This window comes from Mycobacterium sp. NGS62, from assembly GCF_059812285.1.
The window spans coordinates 1-18,803 of the sequence record NZ_JCALCK010000021.1; the positions used below are offsets into that span (position 1 = coordinate 1).

At 64.2% G+C, this 18,803-nt stretch carries 19 protein-coding genes; 1 reads left to right on the forward strand and 18 read right to left on the reverse strand.

Annotation, left to right across the window (positions count from 1 at the left end):
• Window positions 1-97: 97 nt before the first annotated feature.
• Window positions 98-1,351 carry a UDP-N-acetylglucosamine 1-carboxyvinyltransferase gene (gene murA, locus AC5Y49_RS23545; RefSeq protein ID WP_065014446.1) on the reverse strand — a complete coding sequence of 418 codons (1,254 nt, stop codon included), beginning with the start codon at window positions 1,349-1,351 and terminating at the stop codon, window positions 98-100.
• A gap of 59 nt (window positions 1,352-1,410) precedes the next feature.
• Here murA and AC5Y49_RS23550 point away from each other — a divergent pair, with 59 nt between their 5' ends.
• Window positions 1,411-2,001 carry a cob(I)yrinic acid a,c-diamide adenosyltransferase gene (locus AC5Y49_RS23550; protein ID WP_499891803.1) on the forward strand — a complete coding sequence of 197 codons (591 nt, stop codon included), beginning with the start codon at window positions 1,411-1,413 and terminating at the stop codon, window positions 1,999-2,001.
• A gap of 5 nt (window positions 2,002-2,006) precedes the next feature.
• On the opposite strand, the gene AC5Y49_RS23555 is transcribed toward AC5Y49_RS23550, so the two are convergent.
• From AC5Y49_RS23555 to rho, 17 genes are all read right to left on the reverse strand, one after another.
• Window positions 2,007-2,450, reverse strand: a complete 444-nt coding sequence (locus tag AC5Y49_RS23555; RefSeq protein ID WP_499891804.1) for a DUF2550 domain-containing protein — start codon at window positions 2,448-2,450, stop codon at window positions 2,007-2,009.
• Between the two features lie 14 nt (window positions 2,451-2,464).
• Complete coding sequence (locus AC5Y49_RS23560) at window positions 2,465-2,830, reverse strand: F0F1 ATP synthase subunit epsilon (RefSeq protein WP_499891805.1); 366 nt, start codon at window positions 2,828-2,830, stop codon at window positions 2,465-2,467.
• A gap of 76 nt (window positions 2,831-2,906) precedes the next feature.
• Window positions 2,907-4,445 carry a F0F1 ATP synthase subunit beta gene (gene atpD, locus AC5Y49_RS23565; RefSeq protein ID WP_499891806.1) on the reverse strand — a complete coding sequence of 513 codons (1,539 nt, stop codon included), beginning with the start codon at window positions 4,443-4,445 and terminating at the stop codon, window positions 2,907-2,909.
• Window positions 4,446-4,470: 25 nt separating this feature from the next.
• Window positions 4,471-5,394 (reverse strand): F0F1 ATP synthase subunit gamma, encoded by a 924-nt coding sequence (locus AC5Y49_RS23570; protein WP_499891807.1) that lies wholly within the window; start codon window positions 5,392-5,394, stop codon window positions 4,471-4,473.
• Window positions 5,395-5,400: 6 nt separating this feature from the next.
• Window positions 5,401-7,050, reverse strand: coding sequence for a F0F1 ATP synthase subunit alpha (gene atpA, locus AC5Y49_RS23575; protein ID WP_499891808.1), 1,650 nt, complete (start codon window positions 7,048-7,050; stop codon window positions 5,401-5,403).
• A gap of 63 nt (window positions 7,051-7,113) precedes the next feature.
• Window positions 7,114-8,454, reverse strand: a complete 1,341-nt coding sequence (locus AC5Y49_RS23580; RefSeq protein ID WP_499891809.1) for a F0F1 ATP synthase subunit B/delta — start codon at window positions 8,452-8,454, stop codon at window positions 7,114-7,116.
• 5 nt (window positions 8,455-8,459) lie between these two features.
• Window positions 8,460-8,975 carry a F0F1 ATP synthase subunit B gene (locus AC5Y49_RS23585; RefSeq protein WP_499891810.1) on the reverse strand — a complete coding sequence of 172 codons (516 nt, stop codon included), beginning with the start codon at window positions 8,973-8,975 and terminating at the stop codon, window positions 8,460-8,462.
• A gap of 9 nt (window positions 8,976-8,984) precedes the next feature.
• Window positions 8,985-9,239 carry a F0F1 ATP synthase subunit C gene (locus AC5Y49_RS23590; RefSeq protein WP_065014437.1) on the reverse strand — a complete coding sequence of 85 codons (255 nt, stop codon included), beginning with the start codon at window positions 9,237-9,239 and terminating at the stop codon, window positions 8,985-8,987.
• Between the two features lie 75 nt (window positions 9,240-9,314).
• Window positions 9,315-10,067 (reverse strand): F0F1 ATP synthase subunit A, encoded by a 753-nt coding sequence (gene atpB, locus AC5Y49_RS23595; protein WP_499891811.1) that lies wholly within the window; start codon window positions 10,065-10,067, stop codon window positions 9,315-9,317.
• The gene (locus AC5Y49_RS23600) at window positions 10,060-10,527 is read right to left on the reverse strand and encodes an ATP synthase subunit I (protein WP_499891812.1); all 468 of its coding nucleotides are present in this window, start codon (window positions 10,525-10,527) and stop codon (window positions 10,060-10,062) included. Before AC5Y49_RS23600 ends, atpB begins: the two co-directional genes overlap by 8 nt.
• A 235-nt stretch (window positions 10,528-10,762) precedes the next feature.
• The gene (locus tag AC5Y49_RS23605) at window positions 10,763-11,953 is read right to left on the reverse strand and encodes a glycosyltransferase family 4 protein (RefSeq protein ID WP_499891813.1); all 1,191 of its coding nucleotides are present in this window, start codon (window positions 11,951-11,953) and stop codon (window positions 10,763-10,765) included.
• Window positions 11,954-11,988: 35 nt separating this feature from the next.
• On the reverse strand, window positions 11,989-12,642 hold the full coding sequence (locus tag AC5Y49_RS23610) for an L-threonylcarbamoyladenylate synthase (protein ID WP_499891814.1): 654 nt from the start codon (window positions 12,640-12,642) through the stop codon (window positions 11,989-11,991).
• A complete protein-coding gene (prmC, locus tag AC5Y49_RS23615) occupies window positions 12,639-13,487 on the reverse strand; it encodes a peptide chain release factor N(5)-glutamine methyltransferase (protein WP_499891815.1) in 849 nt (282 codons plus the stop codon). Before prmC ends, AC5Y49_RS23610 begins: the two co-directional genes overlap by 4 nt.
• The gene (prfA, locus tag AC5Y49_RS23620; RefSeq protein ID WP_499891816.1) at window positions 13,484-14,557 is read right to left on the reverse strand and encodes a peptide chain release factor 1; all 1,074 of its coding nucleotides are present in this window, start codon (window positions 14,555-14,557) and stop codon (window positions 13,484-13,486) included. The genes prmC and prfA overlap by 4 nt, the downstream gene beginning before the upstream one ends.
• A gap of 86 nt (window positions 14,558-14,643) precedes the next feature.
• Window positions 14,644-14,901, reverse strand: a complete 258-nt coding sequence (rpmE, locus tag AC5Y49_RS23625; RefSeq protein ID WP_499891819.1) for a 50S ribosomal protein L31 — start codon at window positions 14,899-14,901, stop codon at window positions 14,644-14,646.
• Window positions 14,902-15,057: 156 nt separating this feature from the next.
• A complete protein-coding gene (gene fadD1, locus AC5Y49_RS23630) occupies window positions 15,058-16,665 on the reverse strand; it encodes a fatty-acid--CoA ligase FadD1 (protein WP_499891817.1) in 1,608 nt (535 codons plus the stop codon).
• 81 nt (window positions 16,666-16,746) lie between these two features.
• Window positions 16,747-18,552 (reverse strand): transcription termination factor Rho, encoded by a 1,806-nt coding sequence (gene rho / locus AC5Y49_RS23635; protein ID WP_499891818.1) that lies wholly within the window; start codon window positions 18,550-18,552, stop codon window positions 16,747-16,749.
• Between the last annotated feature and the right edge of the window lie 251 nt (window positions 18,553-18,803).

Below are 18,803 nucleotides of genomic sequence, written 5' to 3' on the forward strand. Positions count from 1 at the left end.
CGTGAACAGGCAACCCTGCCACTATACTCCGCGGCACAGGCGCGGTCAACTCGAGGTCGTTCCGCTAAGAGGATCGACGAGAGTCGTTAAGTCCTGCTTATTCTACCCGCTCGATCTCCGCCCCAAGACTGACGAGGTTTTCCACAAACAACGGATAGCCGCGATCGATGTGGAAGACATCATGCACTTCTGTGTCCCCGTCGGCCACCAACCCAGCAAGCACCAGACCCGCTCCGGCCCGGATGTCCGACGACCACACCGGCGCGCTGGACAGTTGCGGGATGCCTCGAACGACCGCATGGTGGCCGTCGGTGCGGGCATCGGCGCCGAGTCGGATCATTTCCTCGACGAACCGGAACCGCGCCTCGAACACGTTCTCGGTGATCATCGACGTGCCGTCGGCGATCGATGCCAGGCCGATCGCCATCGGCTGCAGATCCGTGGGAAACCCCGGGAAGGGCAGCGTCGCGACGTTCACCGCTTTCGGGCGCTCGTACTGCGCTACCCGAAAGCTGTCATCGGTCTGGGTAACGGTGGCGCCTGCATCGTGCAGCTTGTGCAGCACGACCTGCAGATGCGCTGGATCGATGCCAGTCACCGAGATGTCGCCACGGGTCATCGCTGCCGCGATGCCCCAGGTCGCAGCGACGATCCGGTCCCCGATCACCCGGTGCTCGGTGGGATAGAGCCGCGGCACGCCGGTAATCGTCATCGTCGGCGAACCCGCACCTTCGACCTGGGCGCCCATCTGGTTGAGCATCGTGCACAGGTCAACGACATCGGGTTCGCGCGCGGCATTGTGGATCGTGGTGACACCCTCAGCCACGACCGCGGCCATCAAGATGTTCTCGGTCGCCCCCACCGAGGGGAACTCCAACTGAATCTCTGCACCGCGCAACGTATCTGCATGGGCGACGACGCAGCCGTGCTCGATGTTGCAGTGTGCGCCCAACTGCCGCAGGCCGGCCTGGTGCATGTCCAGCGGACGCGATCCGATGGCATCACCTCCGGGCAGCGCAACCTTGGCCCGTTTGCACCGTCCGACCAGGGGCCCCAGCACACAGACCGAGGCGCGGAACTGACGGACCGCGGCGAAGTCCGCGTCGTACTTCGGCTCGTCCGGGGAGGTGATGCGCACGGTTGACCCGGACAGTTCGACGGTGGCCCCCAGGCCGCGTAGCACTTCGGCCATCAGTGGGACATCGAGAATGTCCGGGCAGTTGGTGATCGTGCTGGTGCCCTCGGCCAGCAGCGTCGCGGCCATCAACTTCAGCACGCTGTTCTTGGCGCCCCCAACAGCAACTTCGCCTGACAACCGGTTGCCGCCGGTCACCACGAAACGCTCAGCCACGCAAGTTAGTTTAATGAGCGGTACCGCACGTGTCAGTCAGGCCGGTACCGTTTTCACCCATGGCCGTACACCTGACCCGCATCTACACCCGCACCGGTGACGACGGGACCACTGGGTTGAGCGATTTCTCGCGGGTGCCCAAGACTGACGCGCGACTGGTCGCCTACGCCGACTGCGACGAGGCGAACGCGACGATCGGCACCGCAATCGCCCTGGGTAATCCCGAGCAGCGCATAGCCGACGTACTGCGGCAGATCCAAAATGACCTCTTCGATGCCGGCGCTGATCTGTCCACCCCGGTCGTCGAGAATCCGAAATACCCCCCGCTGCGGGTCGTCCAGCCCTATATCGACCGGCTGGAAACGTGGTGTGACGAGTTCAACGAAAACCTGCCAACGCTGAACTCCTTTATATTGCCCGGTGGTTCACCACTTTCGGCGCTACTGCACGTCGCCAGGACTGTCGTACGCCGCGCCGAGCGCTCGGCGTGGGCAGCGGTCGACGAGCATCCGTCGGACGTCAGCACCCTGCCCGCGAAATACCTGAATCGCTTGTCCGACTTGCTGTTCATCTTGTCCCGGCTGGCCAACCCCGGTGGCGACGTGCTTTGGCGACCGGGCGGCGGGCAACCCGAGTCGCCCGCCAACTAAGAGCGTCAGGTGCTGCGGCGGCGCGCCCGCGGCGAGGGCCGAGACTCCAGCCACGACAGAAACGCGGTCAATGCACCTCGGTCCAGAGCGATTTCATATCCCCACCTACGGTCCTGGGTTGTGTCGCGTAGTTCCAGCACGACGATCTCTTCGGTCATGATGTCGAACTCGTCGCCGCGTGGTGAACGTCGCGAGATGATCTCGATACCACGTCTGCTCAGCCGCCGATCAGGCCACAACCGAACACTGGACAGCCGATAGAACGCGGCCTCACCGCCGCGATACCGGATTACCCCGTGCCGCCACCCATGGCCACCGGTGGCCGGGATGTCGCGCATGATGGCCGCCGTTCCGCCCTGGCGCAATTTCCACAGCCGATAACTCAGCGCAACGACGGCAACTCCCAGCACGGCGATGAGCACGACCATGGCGATCGTGGGCGCGCTCATCGGCCGCGGCCGCGCTAATCGAGCGCGCCGACGGCGCGCAATCTAGCGCGGCCCCGGGCCGCGGTACGTGGGTCGTCGGACTCGGAATCCTGTTTGGCAGCGGCCTCATCGATCTCTGATTCGAATTCCGCAGACTCCGCGAGAATGCTGACGCCTTCCTCGGTTACCGAGAGAAAGCCGCCGTCCACCGCGATACGCAGATCGTCTTCGCCCTCGCGCTCGACACGCACCATGGCATCATCGACCAGCTGGGCGACCAACGGGATATGCCTTGGCATGATGCCGATCTCGCCGACGGTGGTGCGAGTGAAGATGAACGTCCCCTTGCCCGACCAGATCTTCCGGTCGACGGCGACGATCTCGACGTCCAACTCGGCCACGTCACACCCAACCTTCCCTGCTGAACTTTCGCCGTTGGCCGGACGTCATCAGTTGTGCCCAGCCGATCTTCGCGGCCTAGTCGCTCTTTTTGGATTCCTCGTCGGCAGCGTTGTCCTTTTTGGCGCTGTCCTTTTTGGCGCCGCCATTCTTCGATCCACCGCCGTCCAGCTTTGCGCCGAAACTCTCAGCCTTCTTGGCCAAGTCGTCAAGGCCACCGATCAAGAAGAAGGCCTGCTCGGGAACGTGGTCGAACTCGCCCTTGGTCAGCTTGTCGAAGGCCTCGATGGTCTCCTTGAGCGGCACGGTTGAGCCAGGCTGGCCGGTGAACTGTTCTGCGGCCATCATGTTCTGGGAAAGGAACCGCTCAATCCGCCGCGCGCGCTGCACCTGCTGCTTGTCCTCCTCGGACAGCTCGTCGATACCGAGAATCGCGATGATGTCCTGAAGGTCCTTGTAGCGCTGCAAGATCCGAATGACCTCTTGCGCGACGCGGTAATGCTCGTCGCCCACCACACCCGGGTCGAGGATGGTGGAGCTCGACGCCAACGGGTCGACCGCGGGGAAGATGCCCTTGGAGAACACCGCCCGGCTCAGCTCGGTGGTGGCGTCGAGGTGAGCGAACGTCGTCGCCGGCGCGGGGTCGGTGTAGTCGTCGGCCGGGACGTAGACCGCCTGCATCGAGGTGATCGACTTGCCCCGCGTCGAGGTGATGCGCTCCTGCAACTCGCCCATCTCGTCGGCCAGCGTCGGCTGGTATCCCACCGCCGAGGGCATCCGGCCGAGCAGCGTCGACACCTCCGATCCGGCCTGGGTGAACCGGAAGATGTTGTCGATGAACAGCAGGACGTCCTGCCCCTCCTCGTCGCGGAAGTACTCGGCCATCGTCAGGGCGGACAGCGCGACCCGCATACGGGTGCCGGGCGGCTCGTCCATCTGACCGAACACCAGCGCGGTGTCTTTGAGCACGTCGGCTTCGCCGAGCTCGACCCACAGGTCGTTGCCTTCGCGGGTGCGCTCGCCGACACCGGCGAACACCGAAGTGCCGCCGAAGTTGCGGGCGATACGGTTGATCATCTCCTGAATCAACACCGTCTTGCCCACGCCCGCGCCGCCGAACAGTGCGATCTTGCCGCCACGCACATATGGCGTGAGCAAGTCGACGACTTTGAGGCCGGTCTCGAGCATTTCGGTGCGCGGCTCCAGTTCGTCGAAAGCCGGGGGCTTACGGTGAATCGGCCAGTGGTCGAAGTCCTTGCCGTAATCCTTCTCGTCCAGGCAGTCGCCGAGCGCGTTGAAGACGTGGCCCTTGACGCCATCGCCGACCGGCACCGAGATCGAGGTCCCGGTGTCGATCACCTCGACGCCGCGCACTAGCCCGTCAGTGGGCTGCATCGAGATCGTGCGCACCAGGTTGTCGCCTAGGTGCAACGACACTTCCAGCGTCAACGTTTTCGCGAGCTCTTTAAAAGTAACCTCGGCGTGCAGTGCGTTGAACAGCTCCGGCACCGAACCCCGAGGGAACTCGACGTCGACCACCGGCCCGGTAACCCGCACTACGCGGCCGTTGGTGTCGGTCTTCTCTTTCTTTGCCGACTTCTGAGTGGTAGCAGCCATATCTTCTTCGCTTCCTGATGGGGTCTTAGCTAGCGGCCTCGGCGAGCGCGTTTGCGCCGCCGACGATTTCGCTGATTTCCTGAGTGATCTGACCCTGCCGCTCGCGGTTGGCCGCCAGCGTGAGTTCCTTGATGAGGTCGTCGGCGTTGTCGGTGGCCGACTTCATCGCCCGCTGACGTGACGCCAGCTCTGACGCCGCGGCTTCGAGCAGCGCGGCGTACACGCGCGTGGTCAGGTAGCGCGGCAGCAGCGACTCGAACAATGTGGTGGCGTCCGGCTCGAACGAGTACAGCGTGTGTAGCCCGGTATCCTCCCCGACGTACTCGACCACCATCGGGGCGATCCGGTGTGCCTCAGCCGATTGCGACATCATCGACTTGAACTCGGTGGAGACGATGTGCAACTCGTCGACCCCGGTGATGTCGTCGGATACACGCTCGTCACCGTTGCCGCCCGCCCCGGCCATGAACGCATCCACGAGCGCCTCGGCGATCTCGACAGCATTCTCGTACTGCGGCTGCTCGGAGAACCCAGTCCACGACTCGACGATGTCCCAATTCCGGAATGTGTAGTAATTCAGCGCTTTCCGGCCGACTACGTAGAGTACCGGCGTCTTGCCCTCATCCCGCAATAAGGAAAACAGCTCCTCGGCACGCCGAAAAACACTCGAGTTGTAGGCGCCACAGAGGCCGCGGTCGGACGACACCACCAGAACGCCGGCCCGTGTGCGATCGGGACGCTCGACGAGCAGCGGATGATCCAGAGCCGCTTCGCTGGCCAGAGTCGTGAGCATGTTGGTGATGCCCGTGACATAGGGGCGGGCCGACTCAAGGCGGGCTTGGGCCCTGCCGATACGCGACGTCGCAATCAGCTCTTGGGCTTTGGTGATCTTTTTGATCGACCCCGCAGAGCGGATCCGGCCCCGCAATTCGCGAAGGGTGGCTGCCATCCTCGATTACTTCTTCTTCTTCGGGGCGGGCTTGTGAACCTGCACTGCTTCTTTGCCCAACTTCTCTTCGTCGAGGGCTTCGACATGCTCGTCGGGCACGACCGATCCGCCGCCGGTGGCCGCGAAGCCCTTCTTGAAGTTATTGACCGCCTCGGTCAGCTTGTCAGCGGACTCTTCGCTGAGCTTCTGGGATTCCCGGATCTCGGAAAGAATCTGCTCTTCGGAAGCCCGAACGTGGTCGAGGAACTCGGCCTCGAACCGGCTGATGTCTTCGACCGGGACCGAATCCAGGTGACCGGATGTGCCCAGGAAGATCGAAATCACCTGCTCCTCCACGGGCATCGGTCGAGCTTGCGGTTGTTTGAGCAGTTCGACCAGACGCGCACCACGTTCCAACTGTGCTTTGGACGTGGCGTCCAGATCGGAGGCGAACGCCGCGAACGACTCCAGTTCGCGGTACTGCGAGAGATCCAAGCGGAGACTTCCTGCTACTTCTTTCATCGCCTTGATCTGCGCTGCGCCACCCACCCGTGACACCGATACCCCGACGTTGATGGCCGGGCGCACACCCTGGTTGAAAAGATCGGACTCCAGGAAGCACTGCCCGTCGGTGATCGAGATGACGTTGGTCGGGATGTAGGCCGAGATGTCGTTGGCCTTGGTCTCGATGATCGGCAGACCGGTCAGCGAGCCGCCCCCCAACTCATCGGACAGTTTTGCGCACCGTTCCAGCAGCCGCGAATGCAGATAGAACACGTCGCCGGGATAGGCTTCGCGGCCCGGCGGGCGGCGCAGCAGCAGCGAGATCGCCCGGTAGGCCTCGGCCTGCTTGCTCAGGTCGTCGAACACGATCAGCACGTGCTTACCGTCGTACATCCAGTGCTGCGCAATCGCCGAACCGGTGTACGGCGCAAGCCATTTGAAGCCGGCGGAATCCGACGCGGGCGCGGCGACGATCGTGGTGTAGTCCATCGCGCCGCCGTCTTCCAGAGTGCGGTGCACGGCGGCGATGGTGGTGCCCTTCTGGCCGATGGCGACATACACGCACCGCACCTGCTTTTCGGCATCCCCAGATTCCCAGTTTTGGCGCTGGTTGAGGATGGTGTCGACGCATACCGCAGTCTTGCCGGTCTTGCGGTCGCCGATGATCAGCTGCCGCTGACCGCGTCCGATCGGGGTCATCGAGTCGACGGCCTTGATACCGGTTTGCAGCGGCTCCTTGACGCCCTGTCGTTGCACCACTGATGGCGCTTGAATCTCCAGCGCCCTGCGAGTGTCGGATTCGATATCGCCGCGCCCGTCGATCGGTTGGCCGAGCGGGTCGACCACGCGGCCGAGGAAACCGTCGCCGACCGGCACGGAGAGCACTTCGCCGGTCCGCTTGACTTGCTGGCCTTCTTCGATGTTTTCGTAATCACCCAGGATCACCGCGCCGACGTTGTGTTCGTCGAGGTTGAGCGCGACGCCCAGTACCCCGCCGGGGAACTCGAGAAGTTCCTGGGTCATCACCGACGGCAAGCCCTCGACGTGCGCAATACCGTCGCCGGCGTCGACGACGGTGCCGACCTCCTCGCGGGCAGTGTCGGAGGTGAAGGAGCTAACGTATTCCTCGATCGCGCCCTGAATATCTTCAGCGGAGATTGTCAACTCTGCCATGGCTTTTCGTCTTCCTGCTTGTTGATTGTGGTCTCTGGCTTGTGGTTCAGTCTGGTGCGTGCTTTAGTCCGGCAGCTGGTTCTCGGCTGCGGCGAGACGCGACGAGAGCGTACCGTCGATTACCTCGTCGCCGACCGAGATGGAAAGTCCGCCCAGCAGTTTGGGGTCGATCTGCATCTGCACCGTCACCGGGTGACCGTAGATCCGGCTGAGCACCTCGGTGAGGCGGGTGCGTTGTTGATCGCTGAGTTCGGCCGCAGCGCGGACATGTGCGACGACCTCGCCGCGGCGAGCCACCGCGACTTCGGCCAGGCCATTGACCGCGTCTTCGGCCGGCTCGCCTCGCAGCAACTCAATCGTCTGCGCCAGCAACGCGGCCGCGATCGGGTTGACACGGCCGGCAGCGCCCTCGAGTACGTTGCGCAGCAACTGGACCCGGCCTTCGGCGGACACACTGTAATCGCCCAGCAGGACTGCCAACCTGGGCTCGGCATCGAGGATGCGGCTGAACCGGAAGATCTGATCTTCCACCTCGTCAACCTGATCCGCTCGTTCGGCGCGCAACAACAATGCTTGCCGCGCAATGTGTTCAATGGCGTCCACGAGGTCGGAGTTGGTGGACCAGCGCGCTGATACGGCGGTACGGAGTACATCGAGCGTGGGTTCGCTGACTTTGCCGGACACCAGCCGCTCGAGCAAGCGGACGCGAGCGGCGGCGTCCTCGGCCGGCACGGTCAGATACCGGGTAACGACGACTTCACGGTTCAGCATGGTGGCGACCGATGCGAGTTCGTCGGCGAGCGTGGTCAGCTTTCTGTCGTCGAGGTCGCCTGCGGTTTCACCGAACCGCTCCGCCAGCTCGGTCAGCGCTCGACGGCTGGCTGACCGCATCTTGGCCAGCACCGGATATTCGACGGCGGCCTCAGATGGCGCCATCGCGTCGAGGTCGTTGAGAAAGCGGTCGACGGTGTCGGACTGCTGCGCCGAGTCGGCGACGTAGTCGCGCACCAGTTCCCCGGCCCGCCGCACGGATTCGGCACCGAAGTCCTGACGCAGCTGGCGAACCAGCTGCGCGCGCAACAGTTCGACCTGCTTGGCGCCCTGCACTTTGATGCGCTCAACTTCGACGTCGGCCTGCGCCCGCAGTTGTTCGGCGATACGTTCGGCGTCCGCGTGAGCCTCTTCGGTGACCCGATGGGCCTCGGCCTTGGCCTCTTCCAGCGCCGTGTTGTGGGCTTCGCTGGCCTCCGTCAGCCGCTCGGCGGCAGCCGCGGAGTCCTCCAACTCTTTCCGCACCGTTTCTTGGCGCTCGACCATCAGCCTGCGCACCGGCGGCACGACAAAACGCCACACCAACAACACGATGACGATGAACCCAGCCAGCTGTCCGAAAAAGGTCGACATCTCGGTTACCTCGCCCCGGTGACCGTGGTCGTGGCGGTGACCTCGACGCCGAGGATACGGCTGGCCAACGTCGTCGACATGCTCTCGACCTGAGAGCGCAGCTCCGCTGCCACCGCGTCGCCCTCCTGCTTGAGTTGCTCACCGGCGTCCTGCAACGTCGAGGACACCTGTTCTTCGGCGCGAGCGCGCATATCCTCGACGACCTTGCGGCCGTCAGCCCGGGCGTCGTCTCGGGCGGCCGAGGCCTCGACCCGGGCTTGCGACATCGCTTTCTCGTAGTCCTCCTGGGCAGCAGCGAACTGCTCGGCCGACTTCTTGTTGTCCGCCAGCGTCTTGGTGACCATGTTCTCGCGCTCATGCAGCACCCGCATGATCGGCGGCACAACGAAAGTGCCGATCACGCCGAGCACGATCAAGAAGATGATCAGCTCGACGAAGAAGGTGCCGTTGGGAATGAGGAAGTTGTTGCCTCCCTCGGCTGCCTGGTTGGTGGCCAGGGCAAAAGCGCTCATGTCACCCATTTCTATTGATCAGGCGAGCGGGTTGGCGAAGACGAACAGCGCCATGAACGCCAGGTTGATGAAGTACATGGCCTCCACCAGACCGACGGTGATGAAGAACGGCGTGAACAACCGGCCCTGTGCCTCGGGCTGCCGGGCAACGCCGGAGATCAGCGCGTTACCGGCGATGCCATCACCGATGGCGGCGCCAACGGCACCGCCGCCCAAGATCAGTCCGCCGCCGATGAGCGCACCCATCGCGATTTGCGGATCTACTCCTGCCATTCCATACCCTCCTTGCTGGCTGGTAGCGGTCTACCAGTTTTCTGTCGTGGTCCTGCGCTCGGCGAGCCGGCCCTGTTAGTCGTGTTCTTCCAACTCCATCGCCTGGGCGAAGTACAAGATAGTCAGCAGCGCGAAGATGAACGCCTGGATCAACCCGACGAACAAGTCGAATGCCTTCCACACCGCGTTGGGGGCCCACAAGACATACGGCGGGAACAGCGCGATCAGCGCCACCAGAATCCCACCGGCGAAGATGTTGCCAAAAAGCCGGAGCGACAACGAGACCGGCTTGGCGATCTCTTCCACCAGGTTGAACGGGGCCATGAACGCGACGTGGCCCTTAAGCACTCTGAACGGATGCCCCAGGATGCCGCGCCGCCAGAAACCGGCTGCGTGGTAACAGATGAAGACGAACAACGCCAGCGCCAGAACGTAGTTGATGTCCGCGGCCGCTGAAGAGAGCAGTTCGCTGGCGTGCCCATGCTCGTCCTTGTACTGCAAAGGAAGCACCGACAGCCAGTTCGAGATCAGGATGTAGATGAAGATCGTCACCGCCAGCGGCAACACGAACGGTGCGATCCGCATGCCGATCGCGGCTTCGATCTGGTTGCGCATGCCGATGGTGATCGCTTCGAAGAACAGTTGGACTCCGCCCGGCACCCCGCTTGACGTGACTTTGGCGCGCAGGAAGAACGCCAGTGCGATCACGATCACCGCGGCGATGGCACTCGACAGGATCGTGTCCGTGTTGACGGTCAGCCCGAACCAATCGGCTTTGTGATGCTCACCGACTTCGATTGCAGCATCGGCCAGGAGCGCCCTAGTCATCGCCGTCTCGCCTCCCCTCAGTGCCGGCACCGTCCAGTCCCAGGTCGGCGGTTCCCGTGCGTAGCTTTTTCCAAACCGGCAGAGCGGTGCTCAGTACTAATAGCACCTGGAAAAGTGCAAGCCCGAACACCACACCGAGTCCCTCGGGCTGGAAGATGAAGGCGATGATCAGCCCGATCACGGAGATCACCAGCAGTCGGCCCGCCGAATTGACCGCCATCTTCGACTTGAGCGGGTGCGCGTCGGCGGTGATCGCCGTGACCGAACGCCGCACACCGAGTGCGTTGAGCAAACCCATGAGAAGGCCGATCCCAAAGAACACGCCGACCATCAGATGGCCAAGTGAAGCGCTGACGGCGATCGCCACGGCGGTCAGTGCAACGCAGATTACGAGCAGCCGAATCGGCCGGAATGCAACGGACGGAAACACCAACGGCGCGTCCTGCGCTGGCGTTGTCACTGCTGCACCTCAGTCCTCGCTAGGTTGTCGCGTGGGGGGCGTCGCCTGGTTGAATGTTGCGTGGCCCGTTGAGCGTATCGGAGGGCAATCAGCACGCTCGAGTCACCCAAGGAATAGCTCCCCATGTCGGTCTTACAACGGCCGAATCAGACGTGAGTCCGACGGCCGGGTGGCCGGCAACCCGCGAGGTTTCTTCGGGTTCTAGCTGCACGGTACCACATCGGCGACGACTCTACTACTCCTCGTCGTAGAGGTCGCCGCGGCCGCGTAGCAACGGGATCAGCGTGGCGATGATCGCGATCGCAAGTGCGCCCAGCATCACCGCGCCGGTGTCACGCGGATCGAAAAAGATCGTGCTCGCAGCGCCGAACGCGACGATGCCCACCCACAGGTAGATCAACAGCACCACGCGGCGGTGCGAATGGCCGATCTGCAGCAGCCGATGGTGCAGGTGCATCTTGTCTGGGCTGAACGGGCTGAGTCCGGCCCGGGTACGCCGGATGATCGCCAACAGCATGTCCAGTGCCGGCACGAACATCACCGCCACCACCAACAGGAACGGCGACAACAGAGCAAACACGTCGCGCGCGCCATAAGCGTTCTGCGAGATCGGGCCCGCCGCCGTTGTCGACGCGGCGGCCAACATCAGGCCGATCAGCATCGAGCCGGAATCCCCCATGAAGATCCGGGCCCGGTAAAAGTTGTGCGGCAGAAAACCTAGACAGGCCCCGGCGAGGACCACCGAGATCACCGCCGGCGGATAGAACAGCACGTCGCCGCCATGGTCGCGCAGCATCCCGACCGAGAACATGCAGAATGCCAACGCGGTGATTAGTCCCAATCCGGCGGCCAGTCCGTCCAGGCCGTCGACGAAGTTCATCGCGTTGATGATCGACACGGTCAATGCCAGCGTGAGCAGGATCGAGGAGACCTGGTCCAGCACGATGGTGCCGACCCCGCCGAGCGGGATGTACAACACGCTCCAGGCCACCCCCATCGTGACCAGCACACTGGCCGCGGTGATCTGTCCGGCGAACTTGGTCAGCGCGTCCAGGCCCCACCGATCGTCAATCAGGCCGATGCCCACGATCACCGCGCCCGCCACCAGCACAGCGGGCATGCCGGAGGAGTACACGAAGCCGCGGGTGAGCGCGGGAAGCTGCGACGCGAGGAAGACGGCGGCCAAGACGCCGAGGTACATCGCCAACCCGCCCATCCGCGGTGTCGGCGTCACGTGCACGTCGCGTTCGCGCGGGTAGGCGACCGCGCCGAACCGGGTGGCCAGCACGCGCACTGGTCCGGTCGCGAAGTAGGTGATGATCGCGGCAGCCAGACCCACCAGAACCAGCTCGCGCAGCGGGACACCGGCGCCACGATCAGACAAGGCGAGCAGACCGCCGGCAAGGCTGTCCACGTCGCTAGACATTCGCAAGACCGTACTCCACGCAGTTGCCGAGCAGATTAGCCCGTCAAACTGCCCGGATCCGTCTCGAGTACCGCGGCAATTGCCTCGGCGGTGACCGGGCCCGGACGCACGATGCGCGGCGTCGGCGCCGTCAGGTCCAGGATCGTCGAGGCCGCCTGTTGCGCCGATGTTCCCGCGTCGAGATAGATCTCGACGAGATCTCCAAGCTGCCGATGGGCCTCATCGGCGTCGACGGCGGGCGGACTGCCCGAGACGTTGGCACTGGACACCGCCATCGGCCCGACTTCGCGCAGTAACTCGATTGCGACCGGATGCAAGGGCATCCGCAGCATCACGGTGCCCCGGGCGTCGCCGAGGTCCCACTGCAGCGACGGGGCCTGCTGGATGACCAGGCTCAACGCGCCGGGCCAGAACGCGCGGATCAGTTTGCGAACTTCCTGCGGAACGGTCAGGGCCAGGCCGTCGATGGTGTTCCAGGAACCGACCAGTACCGGCACCGGCATATCGCGACCACGGCGCTTGGCCGAAAGCAGCGCCGCCACCGCTGCACCGTCGAACGCGTCAGCGCCGATGCCGTAGACGGTGTCGGTCGGCAACACCACCAGTCGGCCGTTCTTGACCGCCCCGGCGGCCGCCGCGATTCCGCGGGAACGTTGGCCCGGATCGGTGCAGTCGAAGCGCTCACTCATGCGCCGCTCCTTCTCTGCGCAGTCACGAACCTCGGCCGGCCGGCTAAATCCTCTCGCGCGACGATGCCATCGAAAAGCATTGTGTCGGTGATCAGTTGGGCAGTCTGCTGTGATGTTGTGTCGTCGTGCTCGACCGCGAGCAAACCGCCCGGCCGTAGCCACCGTGCGGCAAGGCCGACGACCTCGGAGATCACCGTCATGCCATCCGGACCCCCAAATACTGCATGCTCCGGATCATGTTGGGAAACCTCGGGTTCCACCGGCGTGCCATCGGGAACATAGGGCGGGTTGGCGACGACGAGATCGACGCGGCCCTCGAGCTCAGCGAGCAGGCCCGGGACGGTGACGTCGGCGTGTACGAGTTCGACCGCGGTGTCCGCCGCATTCTCACGCGCGTACTCCAGTGCCGTATCGGCATTGTCGATTCCCAGCACCCGGGCCGCCGGCCAGTACCGTGACAGGGCGACGGCCAATGCCCCCGATCCAGTACAGACGTCGACGATGATCGGATTGGCGGGAAGGCGTTGCGCGATAGCCCATTCCAAAAGTGTCTCGGTTTCGGGTCGCGGGATGAATACGCCAGGACCAACACGAAGAGTTACCGGCCCGAAATCCACGCTGCCGGTGAGGTGCTGTAGCGGCACCCGGCGCGAACGCTCGGTGATGACCGTGTCGTACCGCGCGAAGAAATCGTCATCGGGCGCGTCGAGCAGCGATAGCCTTCCGCGGTCACTACCTACCAAATGCGCAGCCAACTGTTCGGCATCGTAACGGGCAGAATCGATTCCGGCCTGTGTTAACGCAACTACAGCGGAGTCGATCGCGCGCCGCAGTGGGGTCGTCATGACTGTTGCAGCCGGGACTGCCGGTCAGCCACGCTCAGCGCGTCGAACAAGGCGTCGAGGTCGCCGTCGAGAACTTGGTCGAGATTGTGGGCCTTGAAACCGATTCGGTGGTCGGTGATGCGGTTCTCCGGGAAGTTGTAGGTGCGGATTCGCTCGCTGCGGTCCACAGTCCGGATCTGGCTGGCGCGGTCGGCCGATGCGTCGGCCAGCGCCTGCTCTTCAGCTATTGCCTGCAGACGGGCCGCGAGCACCTGCAGCGCGCGAGCTTTATTCTGCAGCTGGGAGCGCTCGTTTTGGCAGGTGACCACAATACCGGTGGGCAAGTGGGTGATTCGCACCGCGGAGTCGGTGGTGTTGACGCCCTGACCGCCCTTGCCGGAGGAGCGGTAGACGTCGATCCGCAGATCCGACTCGTCGATCTGTACCTCGCCGACCTCCTCGGGCTCCGGATACACCAGCACACCGGCTGCCGAGGTATGCACGCGCCCTTGGGATTCGGTTACCGGGACACGTTGCACCCGGTGCACCCCGCCCTCGAACTTCATCCGCGACCATACGCCGTCGGCGGAGTCGCCTTTGCTGGCAATGGTCAGTGTGGCGTCCTTGTAGCCGCCCAGATCCGACGTGGTCTCGTCGAGTACGGTCACCGTCCAGCCGTGCCGCTCGGCGTAGCGGATATACATCCGCGCCAGGTCGGCGGCAAACAGCGCCGACTCTTCGCCGCCCTCCCCCGACTTGACCTCGAGCACGATGTCGTCGGCGTCGTGCGGGTCGCGGGGCGCCAGCATGTCGGTGAATTGAGTTTCCAGTTCGGCGGCCTGTGCTTCCAGCTCGGTGACCTCAGCGGCGAACGACTCGTCGGACGAAGCCAGCTCCCGGGCGGTCTCCAAATCACCGCGCACCGTCTCCAACTTGCGGTGAGTCGCGACGATCGGCGTCAACTGCGCGAACCGCCGCCCGACTTTGCGGGCGTCGGCGGGATTGCTGTGCAGTTGGGGATCGGCCAGTCGGAGCTCGAGTTCGGCGTGTTCGGCCAGCAGCGCATCGATGGCCTGAACGCTTTGCGTCATGCTGGCCCCTTTCCGCAATGCCACCGACCCGAACACAAAACGACGCCCGACCTGTGCGGGTTCCGCGACAGGTTCGGGCGTCGGTGCTACTTGTCGGCGTCAGCCTGCTCGGTCTTGGCTGCCTTGTCGGCGCCAGCCTTGCGCTTGCCGTAGCGCTTCTCAAAGCGGGCCACCCGGCCGCCGCTGTCCAGGATCTTCTGCTTGCCGGTATAGAACGGGTGGCACTGCGAGCAGACCTCGACCACGATGCGGCCGCTTTCCTTGGTGCTGCGTGTCTGGAACGTATTGCCGCAACCGCAGACCACGGTGGTCTCGCCGTATGCGGGATGAATGTCAGATTTCATGATTTCCTCTTCAATCGTCGGCCGCCGGGTCGCCCGCATCACATCGGCGATGGGACGTGAACCGGAACCTGAGGTGTCGGCGGTTGATTATGCCAGGTCAGCCGCCCTCATCCCAAACGCAGGGATGGTCCTGGACATTCCCGCGCACCGGTTCGCTCAACCGGCGCTGGCCTGGCAGTCGCCTCGGCGGTCCAGGATGGCATAGGCGTTACCGCGTCCGGTCCGGGTCCACAGCTGTCCGCCATCAGGGGCGGCGCCCCGTGCCCTCAGTTCCCGTTTGAGGATTTTGTTCGTCGCCGTGCTGGGCAGGCTATCGGTGATCCAGACATAACGCGGCCACGCCTTGGGTGACAAATCGGGTTGGCCGGCCAGAAACTCGCCGAACTCCTCGGGCGTCAACCCGACGTTGTCGGCCAGCACCGCCGCGGCCATCACCTGGTCGCCGACCTGCTCGTCGGGCACGGCGTAGACCGCGACTTGGCTGATGGCCGGCACCCGTTGCAGGATGCGCTCGATCGGCGCCGTCGTCATGTTCTCGCCATCGACGCGCAGCCATTCGCCGCTGCGACCGGCGAAGTAGATCCAGCCCTCCTCGTCGCGGTAGGCCAGGTCACCCGACCAGAACATGCCGTCCCGCAACCGCGCGCCGGTGGCATCCGGGTCGTTGTAATAGCCCGCGAACAGCCCTGCGCCGGACGTGTTGACCAGCTCCCCGATAGCTTCCTCGGCGTTGGCCAGTGCGCCGTCGTCGTAGAAGGTGGCCACCGGGCATTCGTTGTTCGTGTCGGGGTTGTAGATGGCCACGCCGGGAAAGCCCCGGCCCAGCGAACCGGGCGGGCACCCGTCCTCGCGGGTGATGATGATGGCGCCCTCACTGGAGCCGAAGCCGTCCCACACCGTGCAGCCGAAGCGCCGGCCGAACTCGGCGATGTCGCGATCGCTGGCCTCGTTGCCGAATGCGACGCGCAACGGGTTGTCGTGATCGTCGGGTTGCTCGGGCGTGGCCAGCACATAGGCCAGCGGCTTGCCGACGTAGTTCAGGTAGGTCACGCCGTAGCGGCGAAGGTCGGGCAACAAACCGGACGCCGAGAAGGTTGCGGGCACCATCGCCGCGCCCGAGCCGACGGCCACGCTCCACCCCGCCAGTAATGCGTTGGAGTGAAACAACGGCATCGACAGATAGCAGACACCGGAGGCGTCGACTCCGAAACGCTCGATCAGCGACGCACCGGCGAATAGCACGGTCAGATGCATGACCTGTACCGCCTTGGGTTCGCCGCTAGTACCCGAGGTGAAAATCATCATGAACGTGTCGGTCGCTGCGACCTCCCGGTACGGGGTCAGCTTGCCGGCAGCATCCCGCACAGCCGACCACTCGCTGCTCGAGGTGTCCAGCACCTGCACTCCGGGCAGGTCCAGACCGTCGAGCAGCGCGCGGTGTGCGGAATCGGTGAGAAGTATCTGGCAATCGGCGCGCAGAATGTCTCGGGCCAGGGCGTCGCCGCGGCGGGTGTCGTTGATGCCGCACAACACATAACCGCCCAGGGCGGCCGCCGCCATCGCAGTGAGCATCTCGGGGGTGTTGCCCAACAACGCGCCGACATGCATTGGTCGGTCGGGATCGGCGATGCCGATCAGCGCGGCGGCGGTCGCCGAGGCATCCGCCAGATGTTCACGCCAGGTCCACACCCGGTCGCCGTATTTCACCGCTGGAGCGTCGTCGGCAACTCGTTCGCGAAGCAGTTGCTGAAGAGTGTCCGCCACGGACTCGCACATTACCGACGCGACGTCAATTGCTTGGCGGTACGGCCGTGCGCCTCGCCACCGTCGGTGTGCTACGTCCGGTCAGTCGTTGTCCAAGCCGCCCGGCGTCGTCTTGGACACCTGCACCAGGAACTCGTAGTTGGTCTTGGTTTTCCGCAGCTGCGACATCAGCAAGTCGATGGCTTGGTGGGAATCCAGCCCTGACAGCACCCGGCGCAGCTTGTGCACGATTCCGAATTCGTCGGGCGACAGCAGCAGTTCGTCTTTGCGCGTACCCGATGGGTTCACGTCGACTGCCGGGAACACCCGCCGTTCGGAGATCTTGCGGTCCAGCTTGAGCTCGGCATTGCCCGTGCCCTTGAACTCCTCGAAAATGACTGTGTCACCGGTGGATCCGGTCTCCACCATCGCGGTGGCGATGATGGTCAGCGAGCCGCCTTCTTCGATGTTGCGGGCGGCACCGAGGAAGCGCTTCGGCGGGTAGAGGGCCGTGGAGTCCACACCACCGGACAGGATGCGGCCCGAGGCGGGCGACGCGTTGTTGTAAGCGCGCCCGAGGCGGGTGATCGAGTCGAGCAACACCACAACGTCTTTGCCCTGTTCGACGAGCCGCTTGGCGCGTTCGATGGCAAGCTCTGCGGCCTGGGTGTGATCCGACGGCGGGCGGTCGAACGTCGAGGAGATGACCTCACCCTTGACCGAACGCTGCATGTCGGTGACCTCCTCAGGTCGCTCGTCGACGAGCACGACCATCAGGTGGCATTCCGGGTTGTTCTTGGTGATCGCGTTGGCGATGTCCTGCAGGATCGTGGTCTTACCGGCCTTGGGCGGCGACACGATCAGCGCACGCTGACCCTTACCGATCGGCATGATCAAGTCGATGACCCGGGTGGTCAGCCGGTCGGGGGTGGTTTCCAGCCGAAGCCGCTGATTGGGATACAGCGGGGTCAGCTTGGTGAAATCGGGACGCTTCTTGGCGTCCTCGACCGGTCCGCCGTTGACGCTGTCCAATCGGACCAGCGGGTTGAACTTCTGCCGCTGATTGGGCTGTTCGCCGTCCTTCGGTAACCGCACAGCGCCGGTCACCGCATCGCCGCGCCGTAAACCGTTCTTGCGCACCATGTTCATCGAGACATAGACGTCGTGCGGCCCGGCCAGATAGCCGGACGTGCGCACGAACGCGTAGTTATCCAGTACGTCGAGGATGCCGGCCACCGGCTGGACGACGTCGTCCTCGCGCAGTTCGGCTTCGCCTCCGTCGCCCGACCGTTCGCCGCGGCGCCGCCGTTCGCGGAACCGGCGGCCGCGTCGGCCCTGGCGGCCGTCGCCGTCGTCGTCGCTGCCGCGGTTCTGCTGCCCGCCGCCGTCTCGTTGGCCTTGGTCTGCGGTTTTGTCCGAATCGCGCTCGTCGGTCTTCGTGCCCTGTTGGTCACGTCCGCGCTTGTCGGCGTCGTCTTGCTCGGCTTTGTCGGCCTGCTTGTCCTGCTCGGGTGCATCGTTGGCCGGTGATCCCGCTTGGCGTGAGGCGCCGCGGCGTTCCCGGCGCGGCGCGTCGGACTCGGAGGACGTTGCGGTTTGGTCGGCCGAGTTGTCGTCGGACTTGCCGCTATCACCGTCCGATGCACCATTGGTGTGCCCGCGGCTTTCGCGGATCGCGGCAATCAGTTCGTTCTTGCGCATCCCGGAAGTGCCTTTGACACCCACTCGATTGGCCAGCGCCCGCAGTTCGGGCAGCACCATCGTCGACAGCGAACCGTCCGACTCCTTATTGGCATCCACCGCCGACGTAGCTTCATCTGAGGCGGCGGGAGTGTTTGTGGTCACGGAATTCGACAGCTTCTGATCGTCAGTGCTGTCGCCAGCCGTGATGAGGTCCGTATCAGTCACGGATTTCCTTTCTTTCCCTCACTGATCAGATCACGCGAGGGGTTCGTAGCATTCAGCCAAATCGCCGAGTGCTGCCAACCATCGACTCTGCAACGGTGATCACCACGATCGGCGGTATATATGGCGAACCATCGTCCATGAGAAGAATTGGTGGTCGTCCTAGCCGCAATCCAGTATTGATGCAGATGCAGATGCTGCGATTGGCTGGACGGCTCCGAGGATAACCCGCTTTGTGGTCGGAAGCAAGAAAC